Genomic DNA, 19,549 nt, shown 5'->3' on the forward strand with positions numbered 1-19,549 from the left:
GTCCGGTCATCGTGTGGTCGGCGACGGCAGCCCGTCCTGCAACGGTACGGGCGGTGTGACAGCTTCCTGGCTCGACGCGCCGTCTGCGGCGGCGGCGTTCTGTCCGCCGACGAGCGGGAGCGTCGCTGCCTGTGCGTTCGGCACGAGGGCGGCGTTGAAGATCGGACTCGTGCTCGCCGACGCCGGCGTGGGCGTCCCCAGCACAGCGCCGTCGGAGAGCCGGAGGTAGGTCGGGAGCGAGTTGCCCACCATGCCGAGTGCCTGCGCGTTGACGGCGAGGTACTGCGGCGAGGCCAGGCGGTCGAGGTCCTCGGCCAGCGCGGCCGAGGTGCGGCCGAGTTCGACCTGCTTCCCCTCGAGCTGCTGGATCTGGTAGGCGCCCTGGCTCAGCCCGACGCTGAGGAGCAACTGGCCCACGACGATGGCGACGACCGCACCGACGACGATGACCGCGTACATGGGCCGTGGTCGGAGCTTCGAGCGCGCCCCGGTCGTGACCGCACGGATGTGCTGCCGTTCGGGGGCGGTCCGGGTCGGCTGCGGCCGAGCGCGTCCGAACCGTTCGGGCGCGAGATCGAGTGCTGCGGTCGCTCCGCTCATGCTGGCCTCCTCAGCCGTTCGGCCGCGCGGAGTCGCACGGGTTTCGCTCTGGGGTTCTCGTCGATCTCGGCCTCGGTGGCGAGTTCGGCGCCCTTGACGAGGAGCTTCAGCTCCGCGCTGTGCTCCGGGAGCTCGACGGGCAGCCCCGCCGGCGTGGTCGACTTCGCCCGCGCCTGGAGCTCGCGCTTGACGATCCGGTCCTCGAGTGACTGGTAGGACAGGAACACGATCCGGCCTCCGACCCGAAGCAGGTCGAGCGCGCGGGGCACGGCGGACTCGAGGACCGACAGCTCCGCGTTGACCTCGATGCGCAGCGCCTGGAAGACCCGCTTGGCCGGGTGGCCGGTGCGACGTGCGGCCGCCGGCGTGGCCCGATCGATGAGCTCGACGAGCTGACCGGAACTCGTCAGGGGTCGCTGCTGGCGTTCCTCGACGATGCGGCGCGCGTAGCGCTGCGCCAACTTCTCGTCGCCGTACTCCCAGAAGATCTTCCGAAGTGCGACCTCGTCGTAGGTGGCGAGGATCGTCTCCGCCGTCAGCTCGCTCGAGGCGTCCATCCGCATGTCGAGTGGCGCGTCCTGCGAGTACGAGAAGCCGCGTTCGGTCCGATCGAGTTGCAGTGAGGAGACACCGAGGTCGAACAGGATCCCGTCCACCTGTGGGAACCCGAGCTCCTCGGCCGCCTCGTCGATGTCGTCGTAGACGGCTTTGACGAACCGGACTCGCGACCCGAAGCGCTCGAGTCGCTCCTGAGCGATTTCCAGCGCATCGAGGTCGCGGTCGAGCCCGATGAGGGTCAACTGCGGGAACCGCTCGAGCATGGCTTCGGCGTGGCCCGCCATGCCGAGCGTGGCGTCGATGAGGACCGCGCCCTCGTGGGACACGGCTGGGGCGAGCAGCTCGATGCATCGCTCGAGGAGGACCGGGGTGTGGATGTCGTTGATGGCCATATGCGTAATCCGGACGGTCCCTGACCCCTGATCCCCATCCGTTCCGACCTGGCACCGGGGAAGTGTGTCAGGGCGGGCTCCGACCTGGCACCGGGGAAGTGTGTCAGGGCGGGACGGCTGGGAGTCAGGGGGCAGGGCGCTAGAAGAGTCCGGGGATCACCTCCTCGGCGGTCTCGGAGAAGACGCTCTCCTGTTCGGCGAGGTAGGACTCCCATGCCTCGGCGTCCCAGATCTCCGCGCGGCTGCCGGCGCCGATGACCACGAGGTCGCGGCTGAGCCCGGCGTACTGGCGGAGGTTGGACGGAATGGTCACGCGGTGCTGCTTGTCGGGGGTCTCGGCGCTCGCTCCGGAGAGGAACACGCGCAGGTAGTCGCGGGCCTGCTTGCTGGTGACCGGAGCCTGGCGGATCTTCTCGTGGAGCGCCTCGAACTCCCGCGTGCTGAAGACGTAGATGCAGTGCTCCTGGCCTCGAGTCATGACGACCCCGCCGGAGAGCTCATCGCGGAACTTCGCCGGCAGGATGATGCGGCCTTTTTCGTCGAGTTTGGGGGCGTGACTACCGAGGAACATACGCCCCCGCCCCCAATCGTTCTGGCCAACATCTTGGTTGGGCTCCACTTTACTCCACTTTGCACCACCAATGCAGCACATTCCTCCACATTGGACCATTTGCTCATGAAAAAACCCCGCAAAGTCGGGACTCTGCGGGGTGGAGGGAAATGGAGGGGTTTTGCCATACTCGGGACGATCAGGGAGGGCCCGAAACGACGAAACGGGGCCGATCCGAAGATCGGCCCCGTTTGGAGTCGTGGTGCGGCGGTGCCGCGAGGGAGGGAAGTGGAGTCAGGTGGCCGACCGAGGAGCGACCAGGAGACCGGGCCTCGCTACCGCTCGTCGCCCGACTGGCGCTTGTCCCAGCGGTCGTTGAAGCGGTCCATCAGACGCGAGGACTTCTGTCCTGCCGGCGCAGCCTGACGAGGTCGCGGCTGTTCGAGTGGAGCCCGGGTCGGCTTCGTCGCCACGAGCACGCCCGTGAGCATGATCGCGAACCCGAGCAGACCGACGATGGGCTGCTGGATCACGACTCCGAGCACGAGGCCGATCGCCCCGACCACCGCGATGAGGGAGCCGAGCGCGATTCCGCGGTAACTCGGTTTGCCCGCGCCAGCGCTGACCTTGGAGACGAAATCGGCATCGCTGCGGTAGAGGTGGCGTTCCATCTCATCGAGGAGCCGTTGCTCCTGCTCTGAAAGTGGCATCTGATTCCCCTCAAGGTCACACGACGCGACGTTGTTGATCGAGTCTAGCCACCGAAGCATGACTAGGCTAGGTGCGTGATCGAAAGCAATGAACTCGCCACCCTGGTGGGCCGCGGGCTCTCCGACTTTCTCTCCTCGCGAAGCTCCATTGTCGCGCAGATCGGCCCGGAGCTCTCCCCGTTCCTCGACTTCTCCCGGGAATTTCTCAGCGGTGGGAAGCGGTTCCGAGCACAGTTCTGCTTCCGGGGCTGGCAGGCCGTCTCGACCGGGAGGCACGCCAGCGGTCAGGGCGGCCTCGAGACCGTCATCGCGACCTGTGGAGCACTCGAGCTGTTCCACGCCGCAGCGCTCGTCCACGACGACATCATCGACAACTCCGACACGCGCCGGGGTGCACCGTCTGCTCACGTCTCCTTCGCGGAGTTGCACCGTCGCAGCCGATGGGACGGCGACCCGACGACCTTCGGCACCGGAGCCGCCACGCTCCTCGGCGACCTGCTCCTCGGCTGGAGCGACGAACTCCTCGACGACGGACTCGACCAGCTGGACGACCGCACCGCCGCTCGCGCAGCGCGGGCCGAGTTCAACCGGATGCGGACCGAGGTCACGGCCGGCCAGTACCTCGACATCCTCGAGGAGCGCGCCTGGCGCGACGCCGCCGACGACGAACAGCGTCGCCGCGCCGAGCGCGTCCTGATCTTCAAATCGGCCAAGTACAGCATCGAGTCCCCGCTCGCGCTCGGGGCGCTCCTCGGCGGCGGGAACGAGCAGCAGCTCGCGTCGCTCCGCGGGTACGGCCTCCCCCTCGGCATCGCCTTCCAGCTGCGCGACGACCTCCTCGGCGTCTACGGCGATCCCGCCGTGACCGGGAAGCCGAGTGGCGACGACCTCCGCGAGGGGAAGCGAACCATCCTCATCGCGCTCACGAGGGAGGCCCTCCAGCCGGGCGCGCGCGCCATCCTCGACGAGCTGCTCGGGGATCCCGAACTCGACGACGACCAGATCGGCCTGCTCCAGGCGACCATCCGCGACAGCGGGGCCGTCGACCAGGTGGAGAAGCTCATCCAGGACCACGTCGCACGGGCGCTCTCCGCATTGGGCGAGGCTCCGATCAACGACGACGCCCGGGCCCACCTGCGCGGCCTCGCGGTCGCGGTCGCACGCCGCGAGACCTGAGCCGTCCGGCTCGGACGGCGCGGGATCAGGCGAGCGCCTGAGCCACCCGGCGAACCTCGGATCGACGTCCCTCGCGGAGGGCTTCGATCGGCGAGGTCCCGATCGCGTCGTCGTCCTCGAGCATCCAGACCATCGCGGCCTCGTCGTCGAAGCCGTTGTCGGACAGCAGCGTGAGCGTGCCGCGCAGGTTGTGCACCGGCCCGCCGTCCGCGATGAACGACGACGGCACCTGCAGCACGCCGTCACGTCGGACGGCGAGGAGGTCGCGCTCCTCGAGGTACTGGCGGATGCGGCGGATCGGCAGCCCGAGTTCGGTCGCCAGATCGGGAAGGGTGAACCACACGAGTTCGGAATTCTGCTCAGTCACGCACAGCAGTCTGCCACGACCGCGCTCCGCTCGGCGCCGTCGGATCGCGTTCGGGTAACGATCCAGGCACCTCGCCGCCCTCCCGGGGTGTTGACAGCTCTTCGCGCTCGACGTTCCATACACTCGACTGGTGAGTAGCAACCAGCAGACCGATCCGATGATCGGCCGTCTCCTCGACGGGAGATATCAGGTGCGCTCACGCATCGCCCGTGGCGGCATGGCGACGGTCTACCTCGCCACCGACCTCCGGTTGGAACGGCGCGTCGCGATCAAGGTCATGCACGGCCACCTCTCGGACGACACGACCTTCAAGAACCGCTTCATCCAGGAGGCGCGATCCGCCGCGCGGCTCGCGAACCCGCATGTCGTCAGCGTGTTCGACCAGGGCCAGGACTCCGACATGGCGTACCTCGTCATGGAGCACCTGCCGGGGATCACCCTCCGCGACCTCATCCGCGACAACGGCACGCTGACCCCTCGGCAGGCCGCCGACATCCTCGACGCCGTGCTGTCCGGTCTCGCCGCCGCGCACCGCGCCGGCATCGTCCACCGCGACGTCAAGCCGGAGAACGTCCTCCTCGCCGACGACGGACGCATCAAGATCGGCGACTTCGGCCTCGCGAGAGCCGCGAGCGCGAACACGGCCACCGGCCAGGCACTCCTCGGCACGATCGCCTACCTCTCCCCCGAACTCGTCACCCGTGGACAGGCCGACGCGCGGAGCGACATCTACGCGCTCGGGATCATGCTCTACGAGATGCTCACCGGCGAGCAGCCCTACAAGGGCGAGCAGCCGATGCAGATCGCCTACCAGCACGCCAACGAGTCGGTCCCCGCACCGAGCGCCAAGAACCCCGCCGTCCCGAAGGAACTCGACGACCTCGTCTTCTGGGCCACCGAGCGCGAACCGGACGATCGTCCGTCGAACGCCGGCGAGATGCTCGAGCGCCTGCGGTCCATCGAGTCCAGTCTCGGGTTCACCTCGGTCGCCACCGGGGCGCAGCCCACGATCGTCATGCCAGCCTCCTACTCGAGCGAGCACGCCGACGACGTCACCCAGGTCATCGGCCGCAACACCAAACCGCAGCAGGTCCCGGTGCGCGCCGACGCGACGGACGGTCCGGGCAAGCTCGCCACGAAGGCGCGCAAGCGCAGCCGCGTGGGCGTCGCGCTGTTCACGATCGTCCTCATGCTCGCTGCGCTCGCCGGCGGGACCGGATGGTACTTCGGCCAGGGCCCCGGCTCGCTCGTCCAGGTCCCGAACGTCGCCGACGGGAGTTTCGACCAGGCGTCCGCCAAACTCGTGGAGCTGGGCTTCGTGCCCGTCGAAGGCGCGACGTTCAGCCTCACCGTCCCGGCCGGTACGGTCGCCGGCAGCGATCCGCCGTCCGGCTCGATGATCGACAAGGGCAGCTCGGTGACGGTCCTCGTCTCCCAGGGGCCGCAGCCGGTGGACATCCCGGTCCTCGCCGGGCTCGCACAGTCCGACGCCGAACAGCAGTTGGACGCGCTCGGGGTCGCCGTCGGCACCGTGAACCAACAGTTCGACCCGAGCATCGCCAAGGACATCGTGCTCGCGGCGACCGACGCGACCTCGGGCGCCGACTACAGCCAGGGTGGGCCGTCCTTCCAAGGCTCCACGGTGACGTTGCTCGTCTCGGCCGGACAGGTGCCCTCGGTCTCGGGGATGACGCCGGACCAGGCGCGCGACGCCCTCGAGTCCGTCGGGCTCGGCGTGGGCACCTCGGACGAGGCGTTCGACGACACGATCCCCGCGGGGCAGGTCATCGGCATCCAGGCCAAGACCGATGCGGACGGGAACGAGACGGCGTTCATCCCGGGCGACGACGTCACGTTGATCGTGTCGAAGGGCGTCGAGTTGGTCGCCGTCCCGGACACCACCGGCCAGACGATCAACCAGGCCATCACGACGCTGCAGGACGCGGGGTTCACCGTGGGTGACATCGCCGTAGCCGAGGCCTTCCGCGACATCTTCAAGGTGAAGAAGACCGATCCCCCGGCGGGTAAATCCGTCAAGAAGGGCTCGACCGTCAACATCACCGACTTCGGTCTGTAGCCACGGCGAAGCGCGATCCACCCACGCAGCTGCCAGACGACGAAGCGCCCATGCCGAACCCGGCATGGGCGCTTCGTCGTGTGAGACCTACTTCGCGGCGGCGAGCTCCTCCGCCACGAGGAAGGCGAGCTCGAGCGACTGCATGTGGTTGAGGCGCGGATCGCACAGCGACTCGTACCGCGTCGCCAGGGTCGCCTCGTCGATCTGCTCGGAGCCACCGAGGCACTCGGTGACGTCGTCGCCGGTGAGCTCGACGTGGATGCCGCCCGGGTGCGTCCCTGCGGCGCGGTGGGCTTCGAAGAACCCCTTGACCTCGTCCACGACGTCGTCGAAGCGGCGCGTCTTGTAGCCGGTGGGCGTCGTGAGTCCGTTGCCGTGCATCGGATCGGTGACCCACAGCGGCGTCGCGTCGGCACCCTTGATCGCCTCGAGCAGCGGAGGCAGGGCGTCCCTGATCTTGCCCGCACCCATCCGCGTGATGAACGTCAGGCGCCCGGGCTCGCGCTCGGGGTCGAGCTTGTCGATGAGACGCAGCATGTCGTCGGCCGAGGTGGTGGGGCCGAGCTTCACGCCGATCGGGTTGCGCACGCGCGACAGGAAGTCGACGTGCGCGCCGTCGAGCTCACGGGTCCGCTCACCGATCCACACGAAGTGGGCCGAGGTGTTGTACGGCGTCCCGGTCCGCGAGTCGATCCGCGTCATCGGTCGCTCGTAGTCCATGAGCAGCGCCTCGTGGCTCGAGTAGAACTCGACACCGCGCAGCTGGTCGAAGTCGGCTCCGGCCGCCTCCATGAACTTGATCGCACGATCGATGTCGCGCGCCAGTCCCTCGTACCGGTGGTTCACCGGGTTGGCGGCGAACCCCTTGTTCCAGCTGTGGACCTCGCGGAGGTCGGCGAACCCGCCCTGGGTGAACGCCCGGATGAGGTTCAGCGTCGATGCGGAGGTGTGGTAGCCCTTGACGAGCCGAGCGGGGTCGGCCGTGCGCGACTCCGGGGTGAAGTCGTAGCCGTTGACGATGTCGCCGCGGTAGGCGGGCAGGGTGACGTCGCCCCGCGTCTCGGAGTCGTTGGAGCGCGGCTTGGCGAACTGCCCGGCCATCCGGCCCATCTTGACGACCGGCATCGACGCACCGTACGTGAGCACGACGGCCATCTGCAGGACCGTCTTCACACGGTTGCGGATCTGCTCGGCCGTCGCACCGGCGAAGGTCTCCGCGCAGTCGCCGCCCTGGAGCAGGAACGCATTGCCGCTCGCCGCCCGGGCCAACCGGTCGCGCAGGATGTCGACCTCGCCGGCGAAGACCAGCGGAGGGAGGGTCGCGAGTTCGGCGGAGGCACGCGCCACCGCGGCCTGGTCCGGCCATGACGGCTGCTGCTTGATCGGCAGCTCACGCCAATAGTCCAGTCCGGCGATCACCGAGGGTTCGGCCATGACGACTGGTTCTGTAGCGTGGGACACGGATTTCCTGTTTCTCTTCGACCGGACGCGCTCCGGAGCCCGCCCGGAAGGGGGAACGGACCGCGATCGCGGCCCGGTTTTTCAGCTTAGCGTCACGCCGACGCGGCGCGCTCCTTGACGCTCGTGGCGTAGACGTCGCGATAGTCCTGGCCCGAGAGCTTGCGGAGCTCGACCATCAACTCGTCCGTGACGCTGCGGAGGATGAAGCGGTCCCCCTCCATGCCCTCGAACCGCGAGAAGTCGAGCGGCTTGCCGATGACGATCCCGATCCGACGGATCCGGGGCAGCTTCGTGCCGATGGGCATGACCTTCTCGGTGTCGATCATCGCGACGGGGACGATGGGGACCCCGGCCTCGAGCACCATCCGCGCGACCCCGGTGCGGCCTCGGTACATCGTCCCGTCGGGACTGCGCGTGCCCTCCGGATAGATCCCGAGCAGGTGACCGCCACCGAGGACCGCGAGTCCGGTGTTGAGCGAGGCTTCGGAGGCCTTGCCTCCCGACCGGTCGATCGGGAGTTGCCCCGTGCCGAGCATGAAGGTCTTCGTGGCCCAGCCGCCGAAGCCCTTGCCGCGGAAGTACTCGCTCTTGGCCAGGAAGGAGATCCGCCGATCGACGCACAGCGGGAGGATCACCGAGTCGATGAAGGACAGGTGGTTGCTGGCGATGATCGCGCCGCCGTGCTCCGGGATGTTCTCGGCGCCGATCACCCACGGCCGGAAGATCGACTTCAGGATCGGGCCGGCGACCAGGTACTTCATGAACCAGTAGAACATCGTGCTCCTCCGTCTTGCCGTCGTCGTCAGCCGAGGACGAGGGCGCTCCTGGCGAGATCGCCGGCGCCGATGACACCGGCGTCGTTCACGAGCTGCGCGATGCTGAAGGACGGCTCCGGGTGGAACCCGCGCGCCGGGAGGTGCGTCAGGAACGCCTCACGAACGGGGTCCAGGAGGAGGTCGCCGGCCTGGGCGACGCCGCCGCCGATCACGAAGATGTTGGGGTCGAGGATGGCCGACATGCTCGCGAGGGCCTGCCCCAGCAGATCGGCGAGCTCATTGAGGCACCGGAGGGCGCCGGGATCACCGGACTCGAGCAGGGCGGAGACGTGGTGTCCGTTCAGCAGCCCGCCGGCCGCGGCCCGGGCTCGGGCGAGGGCGGCACCGTCGCCACCGGCGTCCGCTGCCTCGTTCGCGAGTCGGAGCAACGCGTTCCCCGAGCAGTACTGCTCGACGCAGCCACGCGCGCCGCAGCCGCAGGGCAGACCGTCCGGGATGAGGCGCATGTGTCCCAGTTCCGCACCGCTGCCGAAGCCACCGGTGAGGAGCCGGTCGTCGAGGACGATCGCTCCGCCGACACCCGTGCCGATCGTCACCATGACCATGCTGCGTTCCTCGCGCCCCGCACCGAACCGGAACTCGGCCCAACCCGCGGCGTTCGCGTCGTTCTCGATGGTCACGACCTTGTCGGGCAACCGCGCGGCCAGCCGGGCCTGCAGGGGTTCGTTCCGCCAGGCGATGTTCGGCGAGTAGTAGACGGTCGAGCGCGTGGCGTCGAAGAACCCGGGGGCGGCGACGCCGACGCTCGAGATGCTGCCGTCGTCCAAGGATCGGACCATGGCGACGACGTCGTCGATGATGGCGTCGGGATCGGAGGCCTGCGTCGGCGTGCGCCCGGCCGCGAGGATCCGGCCGTCGTCGTCGACGACCCCGCCCGCGATCTTCGTCCCGCCGATGTCGATGCCGATCGCGTTTGCCATAACGGTGCCGTCTCCCTGTCCTGATGTCGCCGATACCGGCAGTGGCGTGCGGCCGGGGCCGTCAGTCGAGTCGGTCGCCCGCGCGCCGCAGTCGAGTCTACTGAGCGTCTGCGCGCCACAGAAACCGCGCAAACACCCGTGCTCTAGGATGGAGCCACATCTTGCCGACCTGGTACCGAAGGAGTTGCCGTGGAACAGTTCGACGTCCCTGCAGTCGTCGCAGCAGACCCATCCGCCAATGCGACCGATCTGCTCGTGAAGCGCCTGGCTGCTGCGCCCGACGCCGCACTGTTCGCCGTTCCCCGCGGGTCGGAGTGGGTGGACGTGACCACCGCCGAGTTCCACGCCCAGGTCGTCGCCCTGGCGAAGGGGCTCGTCGCCGCGGGGATCGAACCCGGCGACAAGATCGGGCTCATGTGCAAGACCCGGTACGAGTGGACCCTCATCGACTTCGCCGTGTGGTTCGCCGGAGCACTCCTCGTCCCGATCTACGAGACCAGCTCGCCGAGCCAGGTGCAGTGGATCCTCAGCGACTCGGGAGCGACGAGCGTGCTGGTCGAGACGCCCGACCAGTTCGCCCGCTTCGACGAGGTGCACGGCGACCTCCCCGATGTGGCACGGGTCTGGCAGATCGACCTCGGAGACCTCGACAAGATCGCGGCCGCCGGCGTCGACGTCCCCGACGAGGAGATCGAACGCCGCCGCAACCTCGCGGTGGGTTCCGACATGGCGACCCTCATCTACACCTCCGGCTCGACCGGCCGGCCGAAGGGCTGCGTCCTCACCCACTCGAACTTCGTCGAATTGTCGCGGAACTCGGCCGTCGCACTCAAGGACGTCGTGTCCGCTCCCGGCGCCTCCACCCTCCTCTTCATCACGACGGCGCACATCTTCGCGCGCTTCATCGCCGTGCTGTGCGTGCACTCCGGCGTGAAGACGGGCCACCAGCCGGACACGAAGCAGCTGCTCCCCTCGCTCGGCACCTTCAAGCCGACGTTCCTCCTCGCGGTCCCCCGGGTCTTCGAGAAGGTCTACAACTCCTCCGAGCAGAAGGCCGAGGCCGGCGGCAAGGGCAAGATCTTCCGTGCGGCCGCCGAGACCGGGATCGCCTACTCGAAGGCCCTCGAGAGCGGTTCCGTCCCGTTCGGCCTGAAGGTGAAGTTCCGGGTCCTCGACCGCCTCGTGCTGTCGAAGATCCGCACGGCCATGGGCGGCCGGGTGCGGTACGCGGTCTCCGGCAGCGCTCCACTCGGTCCGCGACTCGGTCACTTCTTCCACGCGCTCGGCATCGTGATCCTCGAGGGCTACGGCCTCACCGAGACCACCGCGCCTGCAACGGTCAACCTCGCCCAGAAGTCGAAGATCGGGACGGTCGGACCGGCACTCCCCGGCGTCTCGCTCCGCATCGCCGACGACGGCGAGGTCGAGGTGCGCGGGATCAACGTCTTCAAGGAGTACTGGCAGAACCCCGAGGCGACGGCGGAGGCCTTCGACGACGGCTGGTTCCGCACCGGCGACATCGGGTCCTTCGACGCCGACGGCTTCCTCACGATCACCGGGCGGAAGAAGGAGATCATCGTCACCGCCGGCGGGAAGAACGTCGCCCCGGCGGCGCTCGAGGACCCGATCCGCGCGACCCCGGTCGTCGGACAGGTCGTCGTCGTCGGCGATCAGAAGCCGTTCATCAGCGCCCTCATCACGCTCGACACCGAGATGCTGCCGTCATGGCTCGCCAACAACGGCCAGGACGCGTCGATGAGCGCCGCCGAGGCTGCTCGGAACCCCGCGGTGCTCGCCGCCGTCCAGCGCGCCATCGACGAGGCCAACACCAAGGTGTCCCGCGCGGAGTCGATCCGCAAGTTCGTCATCCTCGACGACGAGCTCACGGAGGCGAGCGGTCACCTCACGCCGAAGCTCAGCATCAAGCGGAACGTGATCCTCAAGGACTTCGCGGAGACGATCGAGGGCATGTACCTCGGAGCGGGTTCGCCCGAGACCCAGGGGATGTCCCTGAAGTAGCGCCTCGACGGGCTCGGCGGTCGGTCGACGACCGCCGGGCCCGTCGACCGGCGTCTAGAACCAGTCGCTCTCGCGGACCTGCTTCATCGCCTCGCGGCGGTGCTCCTTCGACAGCCGGTCGAGGTAGAGCATGCCGTCGAGGTGGTCGGTCTCGTGCTGCAGCGCCTGGGCGAGGAGTCCTTCACCCTCGACGACGAGCTCCTGCCCGTCGAGGTCGATGCCGACGGCACGCGCGTAGGGATGGCGCGGCGTCGGGAACCAGAGCCCGGGCACCGACAGGCAGCCCTCGCCGATCTCCTCGAGTTCACCGCGCACCTCGACGAGCTTCGGGTTGATGAGGTACCCGATGACGCCGTCGACGTTGTAGCTGAACACGCGGAGTCCGACGCCGATCTGCGTGGCGGCGACGCCGGCACGACCGGGGAGCTCCACGCTGTCCACGAGATCGCGGACGAGGCTGCGGATGTCGTCGTCGATCGTGACGACCTCGGCCGTCGGAGCCTTCAGGACCGGGTCACCGAAGTGTCTGATGGGTCGTGTCGTCACGGGTTGGATCCTTCCGGGCGGGACAGGTGTGGTGGACGCGGAGACCGGCCGCGTCGCCTCGAGGAGGGACGCGGCCGGTCTCGGGAGGGTCAGGCGCTCGGCTTCACGACGACGAGCAGGTCGCCCGCCTCGACCTGCTGGGTCGCCGGGATGGCGAGGCGCTCGACGACGCCGGCGACGGCGGTCGTGATCGCCGCCTCCATCTTCATGGCCTCGATCGAGGCGACCGGCTGGCCCGCCTCGACGCGGTCGCCGACGGCGACCTTGACGGTCACGACGCCGGAGAACGGCGCGGCCACCTGGCCGGGGACGGAGGTGTCGGCCTTCTCGGCCGCGCGGGAGTCGACCTCGATGCTGCGGTCGCGGACGAACACCGGTCGCAGCTGACCGTTGAGGGTCGCCATGACGGTGCGCATGCCCTTCTCGTCGGCCGCACCGATCGCTTCGAGCCCGACGAACAGCCGGACGCCCTTGTCGATCTCGACGACGTGCTCCATGCCCGGCTCGAGGCCGTACAGGTAGTCGGCGGTGTCGACGACGGAGAGGTCGCCGTACAGGTCGCGCTGCTGCTCGAACTGCTTGGTCGGCGCCGGGAACAACAGCCGGTTGAGGGTCGAGCGGCGCTCGGCGGACTCGCCGTCGAGCGAGGCCTGGTCCTCAGCGGAGATCGGCGTGATCCCGATGTCGACCGAACGACCGGCGAGGACCTTCGAGCGGAACGGCTCTGGCCATCCGCCCGGGAGCTCCCCGAGTTCGCCCGCCATGAACCCCACGACGGAGTCCGGGACGTCGTACTTGTCGGGGTTGGCCTCGAAGTCGGCCGGGTCCGCCTTGACGGCGGCGAGGTGGAGCGCGAGGTCGCCGACGACCTTGCTCGACGGGGTCACCTTGGGCACCCGACCGAGGATCTTGTTGGAGGCCGCGTACATGTCCTCGATGAGCTCGAAGTGGTCTGCGAGCCCCAGGGCGATCGCCTGCTGGCGGAGGTTCGACAGCTGACCGCCCGGGATCTCGTGCGTGTACACGCGACCGGTCGGGCCCGCGAGTCCTGACTCGAACGGCCGGTACATCGCGCGGACGGCCTCCCAGTAGGGCTCGAGGTCGGCGATCCCCTGCAGGGAGATGCCGGTGTCGCGCTCGGTGTGGGCCAGCGCGGCGACCAGCGAGGACGCGGACGGCTGACTCGTCGTGCCGGCCATCGGCGCGCTCGCGACGTCGACGGCGTCGGCGCCCGCGTTGCTCGCCGCGAGGAGGGTCGCCAGCTGTCCACCGGGGGTGTCGTGCGTGTGCACGTGGACCGGCAGGTCGAACCGCTCGCGGAACGCCGCGACGAGCTTGGCCGCCGCGGACGGACGGAGGAGCCCCGCCATGTCCTTGATGGCGAGCACGTGGGCACCGGACTCGACGATCTTCTCGGCGAGACGGAGGTAGTAGTCGAGGGTGTAGAGGTCCTCGGCCGGGTTCAGCAGGTCGCCGGTGTAGCAGACGGCGACCTCCGCGACGGTCGTCCCCGTCTCCAGGACCGCATCGATGGCGGGGCGCATCTGCGACACGTCGTTGAGGGCGTCGAAGATCCGGAAGATGTCGATCCCGGTGTCGGCGGCCTCCCGCACGAAGGCGTTCGTCACCTCCGTGGGATACGGCGTGTAGCCGACGGTGTTCCGGCCGCGCAGCAGCATCTGGATCGCGATGTTCGGCATCGCCTGACGCAGCGAGGCCAGTCGCTCCCACGGCTCCTCACCGAGGAAGCGGAGGGCCACGTCGTACGTCGCGCCACCCCAGGCCTCGACGGACAGCAGTTCGGGGGTGAGCCGGGAGACGAACGGTGCGACCGCCAGGAGGTCCTTCGTCCGGACGCGCGTGGCCAGGAGCGACTGGTGGGCGTCGCGGAAGGTGGTCTCGGTCACGGCGAGGGCGGTCTGAGCGCGGAGGGCGTCAGCGAAGCCCTTCGGGCCGAGCTCGAGCAGTCGCTGACGCGAGCCGGCCGGGGCGTCGGTCGTGATGTCGATCGCGGGCAGCTTGTCGACCGGGTCCGCGCCGGACGGACGCGACCCGTTGGGCTGGTTGACCGTGACGTCGGCGAGCCAGTTGACGATCTTCGTCCCGCGGTCCTTCGAGACGTGCCCGCGCAGGAGCTGCGGACGCTCGTCGATGAAGGAGGTGCTGAGGTCGCCGGCCACGAACGAGGCGTCCTCGAGGACCGCCTGCAGGAAGGGGATGTTCGTGGAGACGCCGCGGATGCGGAACTCGGCGAGGGCGCGCTTGGCTCGCGTGACGGCCGCCTCGAAGGTGCGCCCACGGCAGGTGAGCTTCGCGAGCATCGAGTCGAAGTGGGGGCTGATCTGTGCACCGGAGGCGACCGTGCCGCCGTCGAGTCGGATGCCGCCGCCGCCCGGAGAGCGGTAGGTCGTGATCTTCCCGGTGTCTGGACGGAAGCCAGCCGTGGGGTCCTCGGTGGTGATGCGGCACTGGAGCGCGAAGCCGCGGAGGTGCAGGGACTCCTGCGTGAGGCCGAGGTCGCCGAGCGACTCGCCGGCGGCGATGCGCATCTGCGACTGGACGAGGTCGACGTCGGTGACCTCCTCGGTCACGGTGTGCTCGACCTGGATGCGCGGGTTCATCTCGATGAACACGTGCTGTCCGGCCCGCTCCCCCGCGGTGTCGAGGAGGAACTCGACCGTCCCGGCGTTGACGTAGCCGATCGACTTGGCGAACGCGATGGCATCGCGGTACATGGCCTGACGGGTGTCCTCGTCGAGGTTCGGGGCCGGCGCGATCTCGACGACCTTCTGGTGCCGGCGCTGCACCGAGCAGTCGCGCTCGAAGAGGTGGATGGTCTCGCCGTCGGCGCTCGCCAGGATCTGGACCTCGATGTGCCGGGGGCGGACGACGGCCTGCTCGAGGAACATCGTCGGGTCGCCGAAGGCGCTGTCCGCCTCACGCATGGCGGCCTCGAGGGCGCCGCGGAGGTCCTCGGCGTTGTCGACGCGGCGCATGCCTCGTCCACCACCACCGGCGACCGCCTTCGCGAAGATCGGGAACCCGATGTCGGCGGCACCGGCGAGCAACTCTTCGATGTCGCGGCTGGCCGGCGTGGACTTCAGGACCGGGACCCCGGCCGCGATGGCGTGCTCCTTCGCGGTCACCTTGTTGCCGGCCATCTCCAGGACGGAGGACGGCGGACCGATGAAGGTGATGCCGGCGGCTCGAGCGGCCTCGGCCAGTTCCGGATTCTCGGAGAGGAAGCCGTACCCGGGGTAGATCGCGTCGGCGCCCGACTCCTTCGCGACGCGGATGATCTCCGAGACGTCGAGGTAGGCGCGCACCGGATGACCCTCCGTGCCGATCTGGTAAGCCTCATCGGCCTTCAGCCGATGCATCGAGTTGCGGTCCTCATAGGGGAACACCGCAACCGTCTTCGCCCCCAGCTCGTACGCGGCACGGAACGCCCGGATGGCGATCTCTCCGCGATTGGCGACAAGAATCTTCCTGAACATGGAACCCTTCCCACAACAGCCAACTCAGCAAACGTTGAGATTCCCTAGCCTAGTCACGGTAACGTTGAGCCTTGTGCATGTACTCAGCGTTAGCTCCCTGAAGGGGGGCGTCGGCAAGACCACCGTCACCCTTGGCCTGGCTTCCGCCGCGTTCTCGAAGGACATCCGCACGCTGGTCGTGGATCTCGACCCCCAATCCGACGTCTCGACCGGCATGGCCGTCGACGTCGCAGGGCACCTCACGGTGACGGATGTGCTGACCTCGCCGAAGAAGAAGATCGTCGAGCAGGCGATCGTGGCGAGCGGCTGGACGAAGATCCACCCGGGCAAGATGGACGTCATGATCGGCAGCCCGTCTGCGATCAACTTCGACGGCCCGCACCCCAGCATCCGCGACATCTGGCGCCTGGAAGAGGCACTCGCGCACGTCGAGGAGGAGTACGACCTCGTCCTCATCGACAGCGCCCCCTCGCTCAACGCGCTCACCCGCACCGCCTGGGCGGCGAGCGATCGCGTCGCCGTCGTCACGGAGCCGGGCCTGTTCTCGGTCTCCGCAGCCGACCGCGCCCTCCGCGCCGTCGAGGAGATCCGTCGTGGGCTGAGCCCCCGGCTGCAGCCGCTCGGCATCATCGTCAACCGGGTGCGTCCGCAGTCGATGGAGCACCAGTTCCGCATCAAGGAACTGCGCGACATGTTCGGTCCCCTCATCCTCAACCCGCAGCTGCTGGAGCGCACGTCACTCCAGCAGGCTCAGGGTGCCGCCAAGCCCGTCCACGTGTGGCCGGGTGACACGGCGCAGGAGATGGCGAAGAACTTCGACTCGCTCCTCGACCGCGTGCTGCGCACGGGCCGCGTCGGCGAGTACGCCGACGGCGCTCCCCCGGAGCCGGCTGCCGTCACGAGTCCCGCTGCCGTCGAGGCACCCTCCACCGACAGCTGAGGTCGCGGCGAGACCGTTCGGTCGGCTCACGGACCAGGCGCTCGCTCGGGTCGCCCTTCGACAGGCTCAGGGACCGGCAGGCGCGCTCATGGACCGGCCGGAGCTCCAGGACCGGCAGGAGCACCCAGTACCCCGGGATGCGCGCTCAGGGAACGTGTGGCGCGCGTCGGTGAGCCCTTCGACAGACTCAGGGACCGGCGCCTTCGGCTCGGGTCAGGCGCTGCGAGCGGAGCGACGTGCTGCGAGCTCGTCCATGGGGTCGGCCGACTGTGCGTCGAACTCGATGAGCGTGGACTCCACCTCGCGCAGCACCTTGCCGACGGCGATGCCGAAGACGCCCTGTCCGCGGCTGACGAGGTCGATGACCTCGTCGTTCGAGGTGCAGAGGTAGACACTGGCGCCGTCGCTCATGAGCGTGGTCTGGGCGAGGTCGACGATGCCCGCTTCGCGGAGCTGGTCGACTGCCGTGCGGATCTGCTGCAGGGAGATGCCCGTGTCGAGCAGGCGCTTGACGAGCTTGAGGACGAGGATGTCGCGGAAGCCGTAGAGACGCTGCGTTCCGGATCCGGATGCACCGCGGACGGTGGGCTCGACCAGACCCGTCCGGGCCCAGTAGTCGAGCTGGCGGTAGCTGATGCCGGCTGCACGGGCGGCGACCGCTCCGCGGTAGCCCTGGCCCTCTTCGAGTTCTGGAAGCCCGTCGGTGAACAGCAGCCCGAGGTCACCGTACCGTGACGCCCCGTCGCGACTGAGTTCACTCATGTCTGCTTCTCCTCGATGTTCGCTGCACGGTCGGTACGGTCTCGACGGGGGCGTCGAGCCGGCTTGACCACTCCCACCACGCTACCGATCCGCCCCGGTCAACGCTGCGACATCCGTTCGAAACGGACGGCGTGTCGTGACGAGTGATCGAACTGTGACCTGGCCGTGATGGATGAGGGCAGTCTACGCCCTGGGAGGTCGATCAGGAGGATTGGTGTCGCTCGAGTGCCGAGCGGACGAGGTTCGACCGCACACCCTCGAGCTGTGCGGCGATCTCCAGCGCCCGGTCGGCGGTACGTGCCCGGCCGGCGGCGTCGTTCCGCTTGGCGACGGCGCTCAACGCGCTCTCGATGAGCCCGACCTCGCGCTCGATCGAGGCGCGGAACCCGCGGAGGTGCCGTGGTTCGATGCCGGAGCGCTGCAGCTCCACGAGGATCCGCAGGAGGGACGCGACGTCCTCGCCGTAGTTCTCGGCGGGCAGGATCAGCGACGCGCTCACGGCGTCGTTGAAGAGCATCGGGGTGGCGCCGGCTTCGCGGATCAGCTCGTTCCGCGAGAATCTGCGGACCCCGGGGTGGATCGACGGCGCGCCGACGGCTTGCCCACTGCCAGGGAACAGCGGCGACCGTCCCGCGTCGACCTCGACGAGGTAGGTGCGGATGACCTTGAGGGGGAAGTAGTGATCTCGCTGCATCGACAGGATCAGCCGCAGGCGTTCGAGGTCATCGCTCGAGAACTTCCGGTACCCCGACTTCGTCCGTGCCGGGGACACCAGCCCCTGCTCCTCGAGGAACCGGAGCTTCGAATTGCTCAGCTCGGGGAACTCCGGAGTGAGGCGTGCGAGGACCTGCCCGATGCTCAGCAGCGGAGCACCGTCGCTTCGCGCGTTCGCGCTGGCTGCCGCCACTAGCTTCCCAGCTGGGAGGCGAGGTCGATCCGCGACGCGTAGAAGGTGAGGCGGAACTTGCCGATCTGCACCTCGGCGGCGTCGCGCAGGATCGCCTTGTCGATGCGGACACCGTCGAAGTACGTGCCGTTCAGGGAGTTGAGATCGCGGATCTCGAACGCGGTCCCGTGACGGTGGAACTCGGTGTGCCGACGCGACACCGTGACGTCGTCGAGGAAGATGTCGGCCTCGGGGTGACGTCCGACGGTGGTGACGTCGGCGTCGAGGAGGAACCGCGCACCGGCGTTCGGACCACGACGGACGATCAGCAGCGCTGAACCGGACGGCAGGGCCGCGATCGCCTCGTGCTCCTCAGCGGTGACGTCGGAGTCGATCGCCGCGAGGGCCGCTCCGAGGTCTTCACCGAAGGTGAGTGTCGTGTCGACTTCCCGATCGCCCGAGCCGCTCGTCGGGGCACCGTCATCGACGGCTCCCGGCGTGTACGCCCCGGTCGCGGGATACTTCTCATCGTGCTCAGCCACCGTCGACCTCCTCTCCGTCAAGCGTATCCGATGTGGCGTCACTGTCGAGCCGCCCGGTCGAGGGTGATCCGTCGGATCGGGCCCGTTCCCGCTGCTTCGAACGGGCATCCCCCGAGATGCGCACGGTCTGCAGCAGGTAGAGGATGCCGGCCCACCAGTAGAGCGTCGCTCCGGCGATCACCGACACCCAACCGAGCGGCGTCGCGATCATCGCGACGGCTGGGAACGCCTGACCGAGCATGAGGACCGGGAGCCCGATGAACAGGAGTGCCGTGCCCCACTTCCCCACGCGGATGACCGGGAGCACGCCCGTACCGGACCGGTGCAGGACGACGGCGAGCCCGACGAGCAGCAGGTCGCGGGCGAAGACGACGATGAGCAACCACCACGGGATGAGTCCGCGGGCCGCGAGACCGATCAACGCTGCGAGGATGTAGAGGCGATCGGCGGCCGGATCGAGTTGTCGACCGAGCTTCGTCATCTGGTCGAACCGTCGCGCGATCCACCCGTCGAGGAGGTCGGTGACGCCCGAGAACGCGAGCGTCGCGAGAGCCAACAGGTCCTGCCCCTGCACGAGGAGGATCAGGAAGACCGGGACGAGGAGGATCCGGAAGACGCTGAGCGCATTGGGGAGGGTGACGACGCGGTCTTCACCGGTCCGTCGAACCCCGCGCCCCGCCCCGTCAGTCACGGGTCGAGTCTACCGATGG

The 19,549-nt window shown here is 68.8% G+C and carries 18 protein-coding genes; 4 read left to right on the top strand and 14 right to left on the bottom strand.

What is annotated here, in order from left to right; all coding sequences use genetic code 11:
* Positions 1-6 precede the first annotated feature (6 nt).
* The 4 genes from ftsL to AC5JOC_RS11660 form a co-directional block, all read right to left on the bottom strand.
* Entirely contained in the window at positions 7-600 is a 594-nt protein-coding gene (gene ftsL / locus AC5JOC_RS11645; protein ID WP_192004858.1) for a cell division protein FtsL, read from the bottom strand.
* Positions 597-1,550, bottom strand: coding sequence for a 16S rRNA (cytosine(1402)-N(4))-methyltransferase RsmH (gene rsmH, locus AC5JOC_RS11650; protein WP_274499990.1), 954 nt, complete (start codon positions 1,548-1,550; stop codon positions 597-599). The genes ftsL and rsmH overlap by 4 nt, the downstream gene beginning before the upstream one ends.
* A gap of 139 nt (positions 1,551-1,689) precedes the next feature.
* The gene (gene mraZ, locus AC5JOC_RS11655; protein WP_064297003.1) at positions 1,690-2,121 is read right to left on the bottom strand and encodes a division/cell wall cluster transcriptional repressor MraZ; all 432 of its coding nucleotides are present in this window, start codon (positions 2,119-2,121) and stop codon (positions 1,690-1,692) included.
* Between the two features lie 314 nt (positions 2,122-2,435).
* Complete coding sequence (locus tag AC5JOC_RS11660) at positions 2,436-2,810, bottom strand: SCO2097 family morphological protein (RefSeq protein ID WP_064297004.1); 375 nt, start codon at positions 2,808-2,810, stop codon at positions 2,436-2,438.
* Between the two features lie 75 nt (positions 2,811-2,885).
* Here AC5JOC_RS11660 and AC5JOC_RS11665 point away from each other — a divergent pair, with 75 nt between their 5' ends.
* On the top strand, positions 2,886-3,986 hold the full coding sequence (locus AC5JOC_RS11665) for a polyprenyl synthetase family protein (protein ID WP_064297005.1): 1,101 nt from the start codon (positions 2,886-2,888) through the stop codon (positions 3,984-3,986).
* A 25-nt stretch (positions 3,987-4,011) separates the two neighbouring features.
* Here the strand turns inward: AC5JOC_RS11665 and AC5JOC_RS11670 are convergent, their stop codons facing one another.
* Positions 4,012-4,353 carry an Rv2175c family DNA-binding protein gene (locus AC5JOC_RS11670; protein WP_086473210.1) on the bottom strand — a complete coding sequence of 114 codons (342 nt, stop codon included), beginning with the start codon at positions 4,351-4,353 and terminating at the stop codon, positions 4,012-4,014.
* 130 nt (positions 4,354-4,483) lie between these two features.
* On the opposite strand from AC5JOC_RS11670, the gene pknB reads away from it, so the two are divergent.
* The gene (gene pknB / locus AC5JOC_RS11675) at positions 4,484-6,430 is read left to right on the top strand and encodes a Stk1 family PASTA domain-containing Ser/Thr kinase (RefSeq protein WP_274499991.1); all 1,947 of its coding nucleotides are present in this window, start codon (positions 4,484-4,486) and stop codon (positions 6,428-6,430) included.
* An 87-nt stretch (positions 6,431-6,517) separates the two neighbouring features.
* Here pknB and AC5JOC_RS11680 read toward each other — a convergent pair whose 3' ends face one another.
* The 3 genes from AC5JOC_RS11680 to AC5JOC_RS11690 all read right to left on the bottom strand — a co-directional run bounded on the left by AC5JOC_RS11680 (position 6,518) and on the right by AC5JOC_RS11690 (position 9,647).
* Positions 6,518-7,864, bottom strand: a complete 1,347-nt coding sequence (locus AC5JOC_RS11680; RefSeq protein WP_056005400.1) for a class II 3-deoxy-7-phosphoheptulonate synthase — start codon at positions 7,862-7,864, stop codon at positions 6,518-6,520.
* 119 nt (positions 7,865-7,983) lie between these two features.
* Positions 7,984-8,667, bottom strand: a complete 684-nt coding sequence (locus AC5JOC_RS11685; protein ID WP_064297009.1) for a lysophospholipid acyltransferase family protein — start codon at positions 8,665-8,667, stop codon at positions 7,984-7,986.
* Positions 8,668-8,693: 26 nt separating this feature from the next.
* Complete coding sequence (locus AC5JOC_RS11690) at positions 8,694-9,647, bottom strand: ROK family glucokinase (protein ID WP_064297010.1); 954 nt, start codon at positions 9,645-9,647, stop codon at positions 8,694-8,696.
* Between the two features lie 189 nt (positions 9,648-9,836).
* Between AC5JOC_RS11690 and AC5JOC_RS11695 the strand changes: the two genes are divergently transcribed.
* The gene (locus tag AC5JOC_RS11695) at positions 9,837-11,666 is read left to right on the top strand and encodes an AMP-dependent synthetase/ligase (RefSeq protein ID WP_071260288.1); all 1,830 of its coding nucleotides are present in this window, start codon (positions 9,837-9,839) and stop codon (positions 11,664-11,666) included.
* A 54-nt stretch (positions 11,667-11,720) separates the two neighbouring features.
* Here the strand turns inward: AC5JOC_RS11695 and AC5JOC_RS11700 are convergent, their stop codons facing one another.
* Complete coding sequence (locus tag AC5JOC_RS11700) at positions 11,721-12,212, bottom strand: peptide deformylase (protein WP_064297012.1); 492 nt, start codon at positions 12,210-12,212, stop codon at positions 11,721-11,723.
* A gap of 89 nt (positions 12,213-12,301) precedes the next feature.
* On the bottom strand, positions 12,302-15,709 hold the full coding sequence (locus AC5JOC_RS11705; RefSeq protein ID WP_137241610.1) for a pyruvate carboxylase: 3,408 nt from the start codon (positions 15,707-15,709) through the stop codon (positions 12,302-12,304).
* A 73-nt stretch (positions 15,710-15,782) separates the two neighbouring features.
* Here AC5JOC_RS11705 and AC5JOC_RS11710 point away from each other — a divergent pair, with 73 nt between their 5' ends.
* A complete protein-coding gene (locus AC5JOC_RS11710; RefSeq protein WP_079002579.1) occupies positions 15,783-16,649 on the top strand; it encodes a ParA family protein in 867 nt (288 codons plus the stop codon).
* A 213-nt stretch (positions 16,650-16,862) separates the two neighbouring features.
* On the opposite strand, the gene AC5JOC_RS11715 is transcribed toward AC5JOC_RS11710, so the two are convergent.
* The 4 genes from AC5JOC_RS11715 to AC5JOC_RS11730 all read right to left on the bottom strand — a co-directional run bounded on the left by AC5JOC_RS11715 (position 16,863) and on the right by AC5JOC_RS11730 (position 19,530).
* The gene (locus AC5JOC_RS11715; RefSeq protein ID WP_064297014.1) at positions 16,863-17,411 is read right to left on the bottom strand and encodes a MerR family transcriptional regulator; all 549 of its coding nucleotides are present in this window, start codon (positions 17,409-17,411) and stop codon (positions 16,863-16,865) included.
* Positions 17,412-17,613: 202 nt separating this feature from the next.
* Positions 17,614-18,318, bottom strand: coding sequence for a transcriptional regulator FtsR (gene ftsR / locus AC5JOC_RS11720; protein ID WP_079706024.1), 705 nt, complete (start codon positions 18,316-18,318; stop codon positions 17,614-17,616).
* Positions 18,318-18,839, bottom strand: coding sequence for an FHA domain-containing protein (locus AC5JOC_RS11725; RefSeq protein WP_086473205.1), 522 nt, complete (start codon positions 18,837-18,839; stop codon positions 18,318-18,320). Before AC5JOC_RS11725 ends, ftsR begins: the two co-directional genes overlap by 1 nt.
* A complete protein-coding gene (locus tag AC5JOC_RS11730; protein ID WP_079706026.1) occupies positions 18,832-19,530 on the bottom strand; it encodes a CDP-alcohol phosphatidyltransferase family protein in 699 nt (232 codons plus the stop codon). Before AC5JOC_RS11730 ends, AC5JOC_RS11725 begins: the two co-directional genes overlap by 8 nt.
* Positions 19,531-19,549: the final 19 nt, after the last annotated feature.

The organism is Plantibacter sp., assembly GCF_059073635.1.

Bases quoted from the DNA above. Each gene is read 5' to 3' on its own strand.
- AC5JOC_RS11680 (WP_056005400.1), bottom strand. From the start codon at position 7,864: ATGGCCGAACCCTCGGTGATCGCCGGACTGGACTATTGGCGTGAGCTG.
- AC5JOC_RS11660 (WP_064297004.1), bottom strand. From the start codon at position 2,810: ATGCCACTTTCAGAGCAGGAGCAACGGCTCCTCGATGAGATGGAACGC.
- AC5JOC_RS11685 (WP_064297009.1), bottom strand. From the start codon at position 8,667: ATGTTCTACTGGTTCATGAAGTACCTGGTCGCCGGCCCGATCCTGAAG.
- AC5JOC_RS11705 (WP_137241610.1), bottom strand. From the start codon at position 15,709: ATGTTCAGGAAGATTCTTGTCGCCAATCGCGGAGAGATCGCCATCCGG.
- ftsL (WP_192004858.1), bottom strand. From the start codon at position 600: ATGAGCGGAGCGACCGCAGCACTCGATCTCGCGCCCGAACGGTTCGGA.
- AC5JOC_RS11690 (WP_064297010.1), bottom strand. From the start codon at position 9,647: ATGGCAAACGCGATCGGCATCGACATCGGCGGGACGAAGATCGCGGGC.
- mraZ (WP_064297003.1), bottom strand. From the start codon at position 2,121: ATGTTCCTCGGTAGTCACGCCCCCAAACTCGACGAAAAAGGCCGCATC.
- rsmH (WP_274499990.1), bottom strand. From the start codon at position 1,550: ATGGCCATCAACGACATCCACACCCCGGTCCTCCTCGAGCGATGCATC.
- AC5JOC_RS11715 (WP_064297014.1), bottom strand. From the start codon at position 17,411: ATGAGTGAACTCAGTCGCGACGGGGCGTCACGGTACGGTGACCTCGGG.